Here is a 14092-nt window from a genome sequence, read left to right as displayed (position 1 = left end):
AGCGTTCGCCTGCCGGGCGTTCGCTTGCCCAAGAGTCCACTTGCCCAAGAGTCCACTTGCATTGCGGCGCTCGACGCGCGATGACGGCCAATGTCCCAAGATACACAGATGACCATCCGCCTCGACCAACTGCTCCTGAACCGGGGGCTGGTCGCCAGCCGCGCTCGCGCCCGCGATGCAATCCAGAGGGGAACCGTCAAGGTAGACGGCCGTACCGTCACCAAGCCGTCCTCCACCTTTGCGGAAGGCGTTACTCTGGCCATTGACGATCCGGCGCAGGACTATGTTTCGCGTGCGGCATTGAAGCTCCTGACGGCGCTCGATCACTTTGGCCTGGATCCATCGGAGCAGACCTGTCTCGACGTCGGAGCCTCGACCGGCGGCTTTACCGAGGTGTTGCTGAAACGCGGTGCCGCGCATGTGGTCGCCGTCGATGTCGGGCATGGGCAGATACATCCGCGCGTCGCCGAAGACCCGCGCGTGACGAATATCGAAGGGCTGAACGCCCGATCGATGACACGCGACGACATCGGTGAGCGCGCCGTCACCTTCATCGTTTCGGACGTCTCCTTCATCTCGCTGAAGCTGGCACTGCCGCCGGCACTCGGGCTGGCAGAGCCCGGAGCCTGTTGCGTCCTGCTCGTCAAGCCGCAGTTCGAGGCCGGCCGCGATGCGATCAGCAAGGCCGGGCTGCTGAAGGATCCGGAGAGCGCTCCCGCCGTGGCAGCCGAACTCGAGCGCTGGCTCGTCGACGATATGGGGTGGCGGAGCCTCGGCCTGATCCCCTCACCCATTGCCGGCGGCGACGGCAACAGCGAGTTTCTTCTGGCCGGACGCAAGCCATGAACGATGGGACCACGAGCAATGGGATCGTGACGATCGATCGCCTCGGCGCTCAGGGCGACGGGATCGCGCGGACCGAAGCCGGTCCCGTCTATGCACCGTTCACGCTGCCGGGCGAAACCGTGGCGCTGGCGATCAACAAGACGGACGGTACGCTGATCTCGCTGAAAGAGGCTTCCCCCGAGCGCGTGGATCCTCCCTGCCGTCACTTCGGTCCGGAAGGGGTCAACGGCACCTGCGGCGGCTGCACGCTGCAGCACGCCTCCGACGCGCTCTACCACGCCTTCAAGCGCAATCTCGTCATCGACGCCCTGAGGTCAAAGGGGCTGATGCCGGAGGTCGGTGCGCTGGTCATCGCAGGGCCCGGCGATCGCCGCCGCGCGGTTTTCACCGCCCGGCGGACGGAAAAGGAACTGCTGCTCGGCTACAACCAGATGCAGAGCCATCATATCGTCTCGATCGGGGAATGTCCCATCACCAGCCCCGGCATCGTCTCGCGGCTGGCTGCCATCCGCAAGATCGCCGCGGCCATGGCGTCGAGCGCAGAACCATTCCGTATCACAGTGACCGAAACCGATACCGGGCTCGACCTTGCCTTCGACGGGCTTAAGGTCGGCGACAAGTACAGACGCGCGACCGTGGATGCGGTTCTTGGCGAGAGGGGCATCGCCCGCGTCAGCTTGAACGGTGAGATCGTCGTCGAGCCGGTAAAGCCTGCGATCGATCTCGGCGGCGTGGTGGTCTCCCCGCCACCCGGCGCCTTTACGCAGGCGACGCGGCCTGCGGAGGAAGCCATGGCGAGGCTGGTACTCGGTCATGTCGGCAAGGCGAAGCGGGTTGCCGATCTCTTCGCCGGAATTGGCACCTTTGCACTAAGGATTGCGCGGACGGCACGCGTCCATGCCGTCGAAGGCGACGACAGGGCCCTGAAGGCGCTGGATTTCGCCGCTCGCAACACCCAGGGGCTGAAGCCCGTCACGGTCGAGAAGCGGGATCTCTTCCGCCGGCCGATGATGGCGCAGGAGCTGAAGGTCTTCGATGCCGTGGTCTTCGACCCGCCCCGCGCCGGGGCCGAAACGCAATGTCACGAGCTCGCCCGCTCCGGCGTGAAGAAGATTGCCGCTGTTTCCTGCAATCCGGTGACGCTGGCGAGAGACCTCTCGATCCTGACTGCTGCCGGTTATCGCATTACTGACGTGACGCCGATCGACCAGTTCCTGTGGTCGGCGCATGTGGAAACAGTAGCGACGCTCGAAAAATGAGAAGGCCCGGCGATGAGCCGGGCCTCTCCAGAGCGACTCCGATTGCTGCTCACTTTATGTGCATGCTTCGGAAAAATCGTCAGGCTGCGCGCCGGCGATTCGTGGCCGGGTAAGAGGCCGTTTGCGCCTCACCCAGTCTGAACTGCGCAAGAAGCGAATTGAGCGCCGCGGCTTCCGAAGCAAGGCCGTGGCTTGCGGCCGTCTGCTGTTCGACCATGGCGGCATTTTGCTGCGTGCCCTGGTCCATGGTGTTGACGGCCGTGTTGATCTCCTGGAGACCGGTCGACTGTTCGCGAGTCGCCGTGACAATCGCACTCACATGCTTGTTGATCTCCTGCACTTCGGCGACGATCGCCTGCAGCGCCCTCCCGGTATCGCCGACCAGCGTCACGCCGGATTGCACCTGCTCTCCGGAGGTGGTGATCAGCGCCTTGATTTCCTTGGCGGCATTGGCCGAGCGTTGGGCCAGTTCGCGGACTTCCTGGGCAACGACGGCGAAACCCTTGCCGGCCTCGCCGGCTCGTGCCGCTTCGACGCCGGCATTCAGCGCCAGGAGATTCGTCTGGAAGGCGATGTCATCGATGACGCCGATGATGTTCGAGATTTCGCCGGATGACTTCTCGATGGCGTGCATGGCCATGACGGCATTCTGCACCACTTCGCCGGACTTCTCCGCGCCGGCACGGGTGCGGGCGACCAGCGCACCGACTTCCTCGGCCCGGTGGGCGGAATCGCGGACCGTGGTGGTGATCTCTTCGAGGGCAGCCGCTGTTTCTTCAACGGATGCCGCCTGTTGTTCAGTGCGGCGGGCAAGATCGTCGGCGGCCGAGCGAATTTCGCTTGCACCTGCATCGATCGCGCGCGCGTTCGTGCCGACGGCACAAAGCGTGTCATGCAACTTGGCAACAGAATTGTTGAAATCTTCCCGGAGGCGATCCAGGCGATCGGCAAAGGGATTGCCGATCCGATAGGCGAGATCGCCATCCGCCAACCTTCCGAGACCCGTCGCCAACGCATCGACCGCGTGCTGAACCTCGGCGGCGTCGCGCGTCTTCTGCGCCTCGTGCTCGAGACGTTCGCGTTCCGACATCGAACGGTTGGCATCCGCCTCGTCTTCGAGGCGCCTGCGCTCGACCGCATTGGCACGGAAAACCGCGACGGCGGCTGCCATTGAACCGATCTGGTCGCGCCGCTCCTCGCCCGGGATTGCTATCTCGAGATTGCCGGCGGCAAGCTTCTCCATGGCGCCGGTCATGTCGGTTACCGGCCGTATCACCAGACGGCTCAGCAGCGTAGCCAAAAAGGCTATCATGGCGCCGACCGCCAGGATGGTGGCTATGGTCGCGGCCACGCGGAACTGGCTGATCGCCGAATAGGCGACATCCGCGTCAAGCGCGAAACCGACATACCATTCAACCGACGGAAGACCCTTCACCGGCACAAAACTCACAAGCATCGGCTTGCCGTCCAGCTCCGTTTGCATGATGCCGCTGCCGATCGCCGGCGTGTCGACCGGAAAGGCGTCCGTAAGCGTCTTCGTCACCAGCTTCGAATTCGGATGAACCAGGATCTGCCCGTCCCTGTTTGCGAGAAAGGCAAAGCCTTCGCCGCCAACATCGATGCCGTTGACCATGGTGACGAGTGCTTTCAGCGAGAAATCGCTGCCGGTGACGCCATAAAGCCTGCCCTCGTGCCTGACCGGCACCGCGGCACTGATGATCAGGTCGCCGCTGGAAGCGTCGACATAGGGCTCGGTGAGTACGCGGGCATCGGCCTTAACCGCCTGCTGGTACCAGGGGCGCTGGCGCGGGTCGTATCCTTCGGGCATCTCCGATTCCGGCCACGTTATGAATTTGCCGCTCTCATTGCCGACATAGGTCGAAATAAACTCGCCGATCAGGACGTCGTTCTTCAGCACTCCCTGGATGGCGGCTTCATCTGCGACGCGTCCTGCGGCGTCTGCCGCCATGGCGGTCAGCGTCACGCGGCCGTTCAACCAGTTGGCGACGCTCTGCGCTGCCTGGTGACCGGACGAAGCGATGTCCTCCTCGACGGCTTTCGTGGTCGTGGCGCGCTGGAGACTATCGATATAGACGGAGAAGCCGGCAAAGGCGCCGACGACGACGCAGGACGCGGCAACGAGAATGCGCGTCATGAGATTCGATCGTTTGGACAAGGTGGGAACTCTCCTGGGGAGTGGCCGGCGTCATGCACCGGACATGCTCGTGACGGTTTTCCCGCGCGTGAGGAATCAGTCGCAAAAGCGACGCGAAAGGCACGGGGAAACGATGGGACATGCCGCAAAGGCGGAGCCGGCAATGCTTCATGCGGCCGGGAGCCTTGCTCCGAAACGGCCGCACATGCCCATCAACGGACATCGGCGGTTCGGCAGGCTTACTGCGGTGCACGCTACCGGGAGCTATTTAAGAAGCGATTAAAATTGGCTCCTGCAAAGCCGCGGTGCGACGTGGAACCGGCAGAGGTCTGTTGCGATGGAGGCAGGACACCATACTGGATGTGCCGAATCATCGACGTGTATGGGGCCCGGAAATGCCTTGCGCATGGATCCTCGGGTCAAGGCCGAGGATGACGAGGGGAAAGCCGCGGACGACGAAGGGTGCTGCGTCGCACTTACTCGAATTCGCTCGACACACCACCGTAGGAGAGTTCGACGTTATCCCGTCCTACCGACGCATGAAGGCTTCGAACGCGGCCCGTGCTTCCGCACTCTTCAACTGCGCGGCAAAATGCTTCGCCTCCTCCTCGATGCGGGCAAGCACATCGCTGCGGTCGCCGCGAACGAGATCGCGGGCGATGCGCAGCGCTTCCGGCGGCTTCCTTGCCAGGCGCCCGGCAAGGGAAAGCGTTTCCTCCTCCACGGCAGGCTCATCCACGATCTTCCAGATCAGCCCCGCCTCGCGCGCACCGGCGGCGTCGAGCGGTTCGCCGGCTGCAAGCAGGGCAAAGGCGCGCTGATGACCCATGATGCGTGGAGCGATGAGGCTCGAGGCAGCTTCCGGAACGAGCGCCAGGTCGACGAAGGGAGTCTTGAAGACCGAACGGGCGGAGGAGACCGTCAGGTCGCAGTGGAGGTGGATCGTCGTTCCGATGCCGATGGCCAATCCGTCGACGCCCGAGACGACCGGCTTCGTCGCACCCGCAAGAGCCCGGAGAAAATCAAGAACCTCCCCTCCCATACTTCCCCCCATGGCGAATGCGAGGAAGTCCGACATGTCGTTGCCGGCCGAGAAGCAGCCCTGCGTTCCGAGAAATGCCGTCGCGCGAATGGCGGGGTCCGCCCCGGCAGCGGTCAGCGCTTCCGTCATTTTGGCGTACATTTCGCGCGTGATGGCGTTCTTCTTCTCCGGCCGGTTGAAGCGGATGAGCTGGACTCCGGGATAGGCTTCCGGCCGTTCAACGAGCACATGGTCGGTCATGGATCTTCCCTCAATCGAGTATGGAACGGGCAGCGGCGAGACTTTCCGCGCCGTTGGTTACGCGGTCCTCGAGTGCACTCGTCTCCGAAACCAGGTTTTCCGCCGCGAAGCGGCAAAGCGCAATGCGCTGTTCCTGCTTTCCGTCACCGGCTTCGGCAAGCCCGCCCTTGGCGAGATAGATCGCGGTCAGCACGAGACCGAACAGGCGCTGATAAGCGGTCGCACCGGCGAGCGCCTCGGCAAGCTTTCCGTCTCGAATTGCCGAAAGCAGCCACGCGGTCGCCCCTTCGAGATCCGCAATCGCCGCATCCAGGCGCGCCGCCGTTTCGCCGAACCCTTTTCTGTTCGACGCGGCAACGGCAGCTGTAACCTCCCGGAGTTCGGCAATGAAGCCGCGCACATGCGCGCCATCGGAAAGCGGCAGCTTGCGGGTGACCAGGTCGATTGCCTGGATCCCGTTGGTCCCTTCATAGATTGGCGCGATGCGGGCGTCGCGGAGATAGCGCGCGGCCCCGGTCTCCTCGATGAAGCCCATACCGCCATGAACCTGAACCCCCAAGGAGGCGACGTCAACGCCGGCATCGGTGGCAAAGGACTTGGCGATCGGCGTCAGCAAACTCGAACGCTCCTGCCAGTGGCGCGCTTCCTCGCCTTTTGCAAAATGGGCCATGTCGACAGCGTGGGCGCAGGCATAGGCGATGGCGCGCGAACCTTGAGTCAGCGCCTTCATCGTCAGCAGCATGCGGGCGACGTCCGGATGTTCGATGATCGGGCTCATGCCCTCGCCGCTCCATCCCGGCGCACGGCCCTGCCTGCGCTCCTTGGCGTAGGCGATGGCCTTCTGGGTCGCAGCCTCCGCGATCGCCACGCCCTGCATGCCGACTGCAAGCCGTGCATTGTTCATCATCGTGAACATACAGGCGAGGCCCCGGTTTTCTTCCCCCACGAGGTAACCGACAGCACCTTTTTCGGCGCCAAACCGGCCGTCGCCGTAGATCATGGTGCAGGTCGGCGATCCGTGGATGCCGAGCTTGTGCTCAAGCGAATGGCAGAAGAGATCGTTGCGGGCGCCGAGCGAGCCGTCGCCATTGACGAGGAATTTCGGCACGAGAAACAGTGAAATGCCCTTGGTTCCCGGCGGCGCATCCGGCAGCCGCGCAAGCACCAGATGGACGATATTGTCGGTGAAGTCGTGCTCGCCCCAGGTAATGAAGATCTTCTGCCCGAAAATGCGGTAGGTGCCGTCGTCGCAGCGCTCGGCGCGGGTCTTGAGCACCCCGAGATCGGAGCCGGCATGTGGCTCTGTCAGGTTCATCGTGCCCATCCACTCCCCCGAAACCATTTTCGGCAGGAAGACCGACTTTAGAACCTCGGTGCCGTGCTTCTCGAGCGCTTCGATGGCACCCATTGTCAGTGTTGGCGCAAGCGCGAAAGCCATCGAGCCGCTGTTCCACATTTCCATGGCGGCAACGTGCAGCATATGCGGCAGGTTCTGCCCGCCATAGGCTTCCGGCGCCGTCAGGCCGTTCCAGCCGCCGGCAATCCAGTTGTGGTAGAGGTCCCGCCAGCCCTCCGGCGTCTCGACTGTGCCGCCGACGAGCCGCGCCCCTCGCCGGTCACCTGCGTCGCCAAGCGGCGCCACCTCTTCCGAGGCGAAGCGCCCGGCCTCGCCAAGGATCGCATCCACCAGGTCCTCGCCCAGCTCGCCGAATGCGCCGCGATCGATTGCCTCGGCCAAGCCGGCCACATGCTTCAGGGTGAATGCGATCTCGTCGACCGGTGCCTTGTACATGACGATCCTCCTTGGATCACGGTGGTGCAGTCCGCGTGGCCGACAAACGTGATCGCCTCAAAAGTCTGAACGGCATGCGGCACGGAACCGCACCCTTTCCTCATCCCGCTCATGCGCCCGCGGCTCGGCCGTCGCCGATGCGTGGAGACTATTTATTTTTACGTATACGTCAACGTCAATTCTTGGTGGACGATGGCCATCAGAACGAAGATAGAGCTTTCACGAACGACGAATAGAAGCGCCTCGACCGATCGGCCGAGGCGCTCAACGACCTGAACTCGATGGAGATGGAGTGAGATGCAGGCGGAAACCGCGCACACTTTTCCGCATCGCGCTCCAGCCGGTCTGCTCAACTATAGGGCGAATAGCACTGCCGACGCGGGCCGTTAAAGGGCTGATAGCTGTTGTCGTATGCCCTGTAGGAGCGATAGCGATTATAGCACCAATCGACATGCCGGCTACCATAGCGGACCGGTGGGCGATAGGCGGGGCGACGCTCGATCACGATGCCGAAAGCGGCCCTCGGATACCACCAGCCACGATGATATCGATAGCCGGGGCGTTGATAGCGGTAGCCGCGATAACCATTGTAATAATAGTAATCGCCGTACCGGTAGTAGCCGCGCCGCGGCGCGTACTGAGCGTTCGTGACGCCGCTCTCGATGACGATTTGCGGGGGCAAAGGCGTGAAAGCCTGCGACGGCATCGCCGACGCTGCCAGCGCGATCGCAGCAAGCACGCCCGAAAGCCATTTGCCTGACATCATTTCCTCCTGGCCTCGTTATCCATGTACGGTCGGCCACTGATTGGCCATCACACCAAATTAGAGCATTATTTTACAGAGGCAACCGGTGCGAGCGCATGCACCGAAAGAAGCGCCGCACAGTGCTGCAATCCAGAGCGGAATCGCGATCTCGACTTTGCCCCTTCAGGTCGGTGTACAGAAGCGCCCGCCTCGCGCAGATTGGGGCCGGGGCTGAGATTCACGACCTGTTAACGGTAAGTCGGCAATCTCAGAGAATGGAAAAGCGGGGAATCTCAATCATAGGGATGATCTTGCGCCTGGCGGTCCTCTTGGGCCTGACCTTCGCGGCGGCGAACGCACGCGCTGGCGAGGTGGAGCCGTGGAAAGAGCGGCGGAACGCAATTATCGTCGATGCCTACGAGCTGAACAGCATCGACTGGGAAGCCATGTTGAAGGACAAGCGGATCGCGGGTTTCATCGCGAAAGCTTCCGACGGGCTGCCGGAGAGCTTCACCTGTACCGGCGACCACGGCGGCGACACGGTCGCTCATTGCAGGACCATGTGGCGCAAATACGCGGTCAGCCGCGAGCTCTATCAGACGCGTCGTCTGATCGCGCGCTCGCATGGACTACTCTGGGGCGCGTACCATCTCGCGAGGCCCGGAAATCCGGTCGATCAGGCAAATCACTTCATCGACTATGCCGATCCGCGCGACGACGAGCTGATGGTGCTCGATATTGAAGGGATCGACCCAGAAAAATACATGTCGCTCGAAGATGCGGCGATTTTTGCCGGCCACGTCAAGGCACGGACCGGTCGTTATCCGGTCCTCTATACGAACCACGCCACCGCCAAACACATTGCCGCCAACCGCTTCGAGCATCGGCTGCTTTCGCGCCTTCCCCTCTGGTACGCGCGCTACAAGCCCGATATTCGAAACGTATTTCCGATGGGGAACTGGGAGGGTTATGCGCTCTGGCAATTCTCTTCGGCGCATAATTGCGGCAAAAAGCGCTGCCCGTACCGGGTCCCCGGCACCCTCAATGATATCGATGTGAACGTCGCAGCGATGAGCGCGTCGGCATTGAAAAGCGTTTGGCCCCACGGCGCGCTCCTGGCGGAGAAAGCACCGGTGGTAACCTTTATCGCTTCGGCCACCGCCGGCATGGCCCCGGCACTCGACGCCAAGGCCGTGGCCGTACTCAAGCAGCCTTTGCTTATAAGCCGCGCCGAAGCGGAGAGCGGGTCCGGAGCGAGGGCCGACACGACCGTCACGGGTTCCATTGCCGTCAGGGCTGCCGAGGCACGTCTTCCCTACCAGTCCGAGCGCCGGTAACTCAGGCCTCGATCTGGACGTCGCCTATCGGCCGCGAGCAGCAGGCGAGAATGTAACCCTCCTCGATCTCGTCGTCGAGAATGCCGCCATTATGGTTCATTTCCACGTCGCCCGCGATCTTCATCACCCGGCAGGTTCCGCATATGCCGCCCTCGCAGGCGGCCCCGATCCTGACTCCGTTCGCGCGCGCTGTTTGCAGAACTGTATGGCCGGGAAGAGCTGGCGCCTCCTTGCCGCTCATGGTGAAAGTCACCCGCGACGCGCCGGCCTCGGTGTCCGCAGCCGGTCCTTCCCGAATGGCGAGGTCCTCGGCCGAAGGCGCAGTTGCGGGCTGAAAGCTTTCCTGATGGTAGCGTTCCATTTGGAAGCCGGCCATCTCCAGCATGTCCCGTACGCCGGCCATGAACGGCTCCGGCCCGCAGCAGAAGACGGTTCTCTCCATGAAATCCGGAGCGAGCAACGGCAGCTTCGTCGCGTCGAGACGGCCGCGCAGTCCATGCCAGCCATGCCGCGCCTCGTGTCCTTCCACGAGGAAGCCGAGATTGAGCTGCGGCATCTGCCGCGCGAGAACTTCCAGCTCGTATTTGAAGAGGAGATCGTCCGGGCGCCGGGCGCAGGAGATGAAGGTGACATTCGATTCCGGCGCGCAGTCGGCCATCCAGCGTGTCATCGATATCATCGGCGTGATGCCCGACCCCGCCGAAATGAAGAGATACCGTTCACCGGGATGACGGACGAAGCTGAAATCCCCCAACGGCCCGAACGCCTTCAGCACCATGCCGGGTTTCAGATTGTCGAACATCCAGCGGGTACCGACGCTCCCCGGCTGGGCCTTTACCGTCACCGCGATCGAAAGCGGACGCGAGGGCGTGGACGACAGCGTATAGGTGCGCATCACCGGCTCCTCTTCGACGGGCAATTCGAGCGTCACGAATTGCCCGGGCAGGTAGCGGAACCAGGCCGGTTTGTCGGAACGGAAGGTGAAGGTCATGACGTCCGCCGTCTCCGTGGCCACCGAAACGCACTGCAGCATGTGCTGCCGGTCTCTCCAGGGGTCGAGCTCGTCGAAATGGTGAAAGGCGCGAGGCATCTCCATGGTCATGCGACCCGCGAAAGATGCGTGGCTCCGCCCTGAAGGCGGTCCAGCATGAAACTCGAATACCACTCGACGAACTGCATGACGCCGCCCTCGTGCTCGGCCGAATAGGGGCCTGGTTCATAGGCCGGAGAACGGATGCCGAAGGCGTTTTCCTCGACGATCTGCCGGTCCTGGTCGTTGGTTTCCGTCCAGACATGCGTCAGATCCTCGATGGTATAGTCGACGCCCTCGACCGCCTCCTTGTTGACGAGCCACTTGGTCGTAACCTCAGTCAATTCCGGACCGAGCGGCAGCACGCGAAAGGTGATCGCGTGATCACCGAGGATATGGTTCCAGGTGGTGGGATAATGGAAGAGAAGCAGCGTGCCGATGCCGCTGGCATTCACCTGCGGGGAAAGTGGCTTGAGCACGGCGCTTTGCCCCGACATCGTATAACTCTCGGCTCCGTTGATCAGCGGCATTCTGGTCATGCGAAACTGGCCGGTTGGCGCGATCCTGAAGGCACTGGGAAGGCCCGCATTCTCGCATTTGCGCCAATGGGCACCGATTTCGGGGTCATCCATCGCTCCCTGAACGCCGGTCACTGTCGGCGCCTCCGGATAGGTGCGGCAGAGCTCCGGGTGATTGGCGGCACAGTGATAGCACTCCCGATTGTTCTCCCAGACGAGCTTCCAGTTGCCTTTCTCGACAATGGTGCTCTCGAAGGCGACCTTGGTCTCCCCAAGGCGATGGGGCGCGAGATAGGCCGCGACCGTTTCGCGGAACTGCCGGAAGTCCACCGGTTCATCGGCAAGACTGATGAAGATGTAGCCGCCGACCGTCTCGCAGTGGATGGCCTTCAGACTGTGTTCGGCCGGATCGAATCCCTCGGGCATCTGTCGCGCAAAGAGCAGCCGGCCGTCGAGCTCGTAGGTCCATTGGTGGTAGGGACAAACGAGTTTGGCGGATGAACCTCTGTGCTGCGTGCAGACGCGGGAGCCGCGGTGACGGCACGAATTGTGCAAAGCACGAATAGCGCCCTGGCGGTCGCGCACGAGCACTACGGGGTACTCCCCCACCTGCACGGTGAAATAGTTCCCCGGGCGCGGAATTTCGCAATCATGCCCGATGAACAACCAGTCCCTGTACCAGATTTGCTCCAGATCCTGACGGTAATAGCCGGGATCGACGTAGAAGGCGCGGTCGAGGCTGTAGCCTTCGCGACGGGTCTTCAGCTTGCGTAGCATTTCGGTCTGAATTTCCATGCCCTTATCCTCGTTTTCCGCCGTTTCGGACAGGCAGGACTGGAACCCGCGCCGGTCCTGTGGACCCGCAACGCAATTGGCTCCGATCCGGCTGCCCGCCGCAACCAGCTTCGATTCGTTTCTGCTTCAAGGCTGGTTTCCGGGCTCTGGAGCTGTCCCGCAGGGGGACCTACCCGGCGCCTTCCCGGACGCGCTGTCCAGTGGCCTTCTGCCGTGGCTGTTCGCTCCACCACCGTTGCGGGGGCAGCGCCGGGATCTGACCGGCTTCCCAATTCTCCGCCCTCCCTTCAGGCGGCACCTTGAGTGTGTCCATCTAAGCCTGAGGACCGGCCGGGCAACTGCCAATAGACGACATCCGATTCCAGAAAGACGACAGGAGGACGGAATGAAAACGGCACATAGGCGGGCAATATTATGCATAACAAACAAGGAAATAGGTGAAACTTCGCGCGGGCGTCGGGTTTTTCGGCAGCGCCGTTCATGGCGCGAAGGTCATTGGCCATTCTGCGACACTGCTCATCAGCGCAAGGGGCGATCGACGCCTCGGACATGACCGGAACGAAATCGTTAACCGTAAGGATCTAACATCCGCTGCGATCAACCCGTTTGCGGACAGGATGGCGCGACGACGCCCATGGCAAAACTCCGATATTACGACGCCGCCGACAAGGCGCCGGCCGCAACGCCGAAAGCCACGGCTCACACCGAGTTCCTGCGGACCGGCCGGATCGATAGACGCCGGTGGTTGCCGGACGAGCGTCAGTATCTGAGTTATGCCGAGGTCGCCCAGCAGACGGCGCGAAAGCTGACGACAGCCGGCGAGACGACCCACAGGCGAATCAACGGTTTTCATGCCTCGATCCGGTTCCCGAAGATGGTCTTCCACCGCACGCTCGCCAGCAGCCCGCATCTCGGATATTGCCACGTGACCGCCGCGAAAACGCGCCTCGCAGAACACCATGAGATCACCTGGTCCTTTTACTTCGCGAACTTCTTCTGCGACCTCGGGGACGAGACGCATTTCTTCGACCGGATCCAGCCGGGCTATTCGCGCATGTTTTTCGCGGTCGCAATCGAGCCCGATGCCGGCGAGGAGCGGATCGTCGTCAATCGCAATGTGCGCGGCAACGGGCTGATTTTCCGGACGCAGGATCCTAAAGTGGCACTGAAGAACGTGCTGATGCTCGGCGCACGCGACGAGGCCTTGCGCCGGATCATTCGCGGACTTTGACCAAGAAAATCGTTCTGTTTTCGCAATCTCTCCGTTAGAGCCTTTCCTGTTTGAATGGAAAGGCTCTAAGGAAAGCGGCGGAAAGGATCAGAACGCCATGGCCGAAATCATCGACACGCGCATCGAACCGGAGCGGGCAATCGAGACGGCCTGCGCTGTTCTTTCGGACGCGGAGCCCGTCGCGATCCCGACGGAGACGGTGTATGGCCTCGCCGCCGATGCCACGACGTCAGATGCGATCAGCCGCATCTATGAAATGAAGGGGCGGCCGCGGTTCAATCCGCTGATCTGCCACGTCTCCGATCTGGCGATGGCAGAGGCCCATGTGACCTTCGATCCGCTCTCGAGACGTCTGGCCGAGGCTTTCTGGCCCGGGCCACTTACGCTGATCCTGCCGCAGCGGCACGAAAGCACCGTGCACACGCTCGCATCTGCTGGTCTCGACACGCTCGGGATTCGGATGCCCGACGGCTTCTCGCGTCGGGTGATCGCCCGGTTCGGGCGGCCTCTGGCAGCGCCGAGCGCCAACACGTCGGGCAAGATCAGCCCCACCAGTGCGGCCCATGTGCAGGGGGATCTGGGCCCCAGGCTGAAGCTTATCCTCGATGCAGGGCCGGCCGCGATCGGGCTGGAATCCACCATCGTCAAGGTCGACAACGGAGCCCTTCGGCTGCTGAGGCCCGGGGGACTTGACGCCGCGGAGATTGAAGCGCTCACAGGGCTCGCTATCGAGCGGCCGGAGACGGCCGGCGCCACGATCGAGGCGCCGGGCATGCTAGCCTCCCACTATGCGCCCCGCGCGGCTGTACGCATCAATGCCGACGACGTGCGGAGAGGCGAAGCCCTGATCCGCTTCGGAGGAAAAGCGCTGCCCGGTGAAGGCGATGCCGCAATCGTCATGGATCTAAGCCCCACGGGCAGCCTGCGGGAAGCCGCGGCCAATCTTTTTGATTATATGAAGAAAGCGGATGTCAGCGGCGCCGCGACCATTGCTTTCGGCCCGATCCCGAGCGAAGGGCTCGGAGAAGCGATCATCGACCGGTTGCAGCGCGCGGCCGCGCCGCGAAGCTGATAGCCGTCGGTAAGCCTGAAGCAACCAACC

Annotated in this window: 11 protein-coding genes and 1 riboswitch; of the genes, 5 read left to right on the top strand and 6 right to left on the bottom strand. The window is 62.7% G+C overall.

Going from position 1 to position 14092, the window contains the following annotated elements:
* Positions 1–90 precede the first annotated feature (90 nt).
* Positions 91–846 (top strand): TlyA family RNA methyltransferase, encoded by a 756-nt coding sequence (locus FB009_RS03910; RefSeq protein WP_011974694.1) that lies wholly within the window; start codon positions 91–93, stop codon positions 844–846.
* A complete protein-coding gene (locus FB009_RS03905) occupies positions 843–2105 on the top strand; it encodes a class I SAM-dependent RNA methyltransferase (protein WP_011974693.1) in 1263 nt (420 codons plus the stop codon). Before FB009_RS03910 ends, FB009_RS03905 begins: the two co-directional genes overlap by 4 nt.
* A gap of 79 nt (positions 2106–2184) precedes the next feature.
* Here FB009_RS03905 and mcpU read toward each other — a convergent pair whose 3' ends face one another.
* The 4 genes from mcpU to FB009_RS03880 all read right to left on the bottom strand — a co-directional run bounded on the left by mcpU (position 2185) and on the right by FB009_RS03880 (position 8097).
* Complete coding sequence (mcpU, locus tag FB009_RS03900) at positions 2185–4281, bottom strand: methyl-accepting chemotaxis protein McpU (RefSeq protein ID WP_011974692.1); 2097 nt, start codon at positions 4279–4281, stop codon at positions 2185–2187.
* 508 nt (positions 4282–4789) lie between these two features.
* Entirely contained in the window at positions 4790–5542 is a 753-nt protein-coding gene (locus FB009_RS03890) for a crotonase/enoyl-CoA hydratase family protein (RefSeq protein ID WP_011974691.1), read from the bottom strand.
* A gap of 10 nt (positions 5543–5552) precedes the next feature.
* On the bottom strand, positions 5553–7334 hold the full coding sequence (locus FB009_RS03885) for an acyl-CoA dehydrogenase (RefSeq protein ID WP_102045721.1): 1782 nt from the start codon (positions 7332–7334) through the stop codon (positions 5553–5555).
* 349 nt (positions 7335–7683) lie between these two features.
* Positions 7684–8097, bottom strand: coding sequence for a BA14K family protein (locus FB009_RS03880; protein ID WP_011974689.1), 414 nt, complete (start codon positions 8095–8097; stop codon positions 7684–7686).
* Positions 8098–8354: 257 nt separating this feature from the next.
* Here FB009_RS03880 and FB009_RS03875 point away from each other — a divergent pair, with 257 nt between their 5' ends.
* Positions 8355–9416: a glycoside hydrolase family 25 protein gene (locus tag FB009_RS03875; protein ID WP_028054066.1), complete on the top strand. Its 1062-nt coding sequence runs from the start codon at positions 8355–8357 to the stop codon at positions 9414–9416.
* Position 9417: 1 nt separating this feature from the next.
* On the opposite strand, the gene FB009_RS03870 is transcribed toward FB009_RS03875, so the two are convergent.
* Both FB009_RS03870 and FB009_RS03865 read right to left on the bottom strand, forming a co-directional pair.
* Positions 9418–10518 carry a hybrid-cluster NAD(P)-dependent oxidoreductase gene (locus tag FB009_RS03870; protein ID WP_024311949.1) on the bottom strand — a complete coding sequence of 367 codons (1101 nt, stop codon included), beginning with the start codon at positions 10516–10518 and terminating at the stop codon, positions 9418–9420.
* Positions 10515–11759 carry an aromatic ring-hydroxylating oxygenase subunit alpha gene (locus FB009_RS03865; RefSeq protein ID WP_011974686.1) on the bottom strand — a complete coding sequence of 415 codons (1245 nt, stop codon included), beginning with the start codon at positions 11757–11759 and terminating at the stop codon, positions 10515–10517. The genes FB009_RS03870 and FB009_RS03865 overlap by 4 nt, the downstream gene beginning before the upstream one ends.
* Before the next feature lie 113 nt (positions 11760–11872).
* A riboswitch (cobalamin riboswitch) is annotated at positions 11873–12076 on the bottom strand.
* 317 nt (positions 12077–12393) lie between these two features.
* On the opposite strand from FB009_RS03865, the gene FB009_RS03860 reads away from it, so the two are divergent.
* Entirely contained in the window at positions 12394–12990 is a 597-nt protein-coding gene (locus FB009_RS03860; protein WP_011974685.1) for a DUF6656 family protein, read from the top strand.
* A gap of 97 nt (positions 12991–13087) precedes the next feature.
* On the top strand, positions 13088–14062 hold the full coding sequence (locus FB009_RS03855) for an L-threonylcarbamoyladenylate synthase (protein ID WP_011974684.1): 975 nt from the start codon (positions 13088–13090) through the stop codon (positions 14060–14062).
* The last annotated feature ends 30 nt before the right edge of the window (positions 14063–14092 follow it).

The sequence above is a fragment of the Sinorhizobium medicae genome (assembly GCF_007827695.1).
GTDB lineage: Bacteria > Pseudomonadota > Alphaproteobacteria > Rhizobiales > Rhizobiaceae > Sinorhizobium > Sinorhizobium medicae.
The sequence above is the reverse complement of the archived record's forward strand: the minus strand, read 5'-3'. Positions and strand labels throughout refer to the sequence as shown.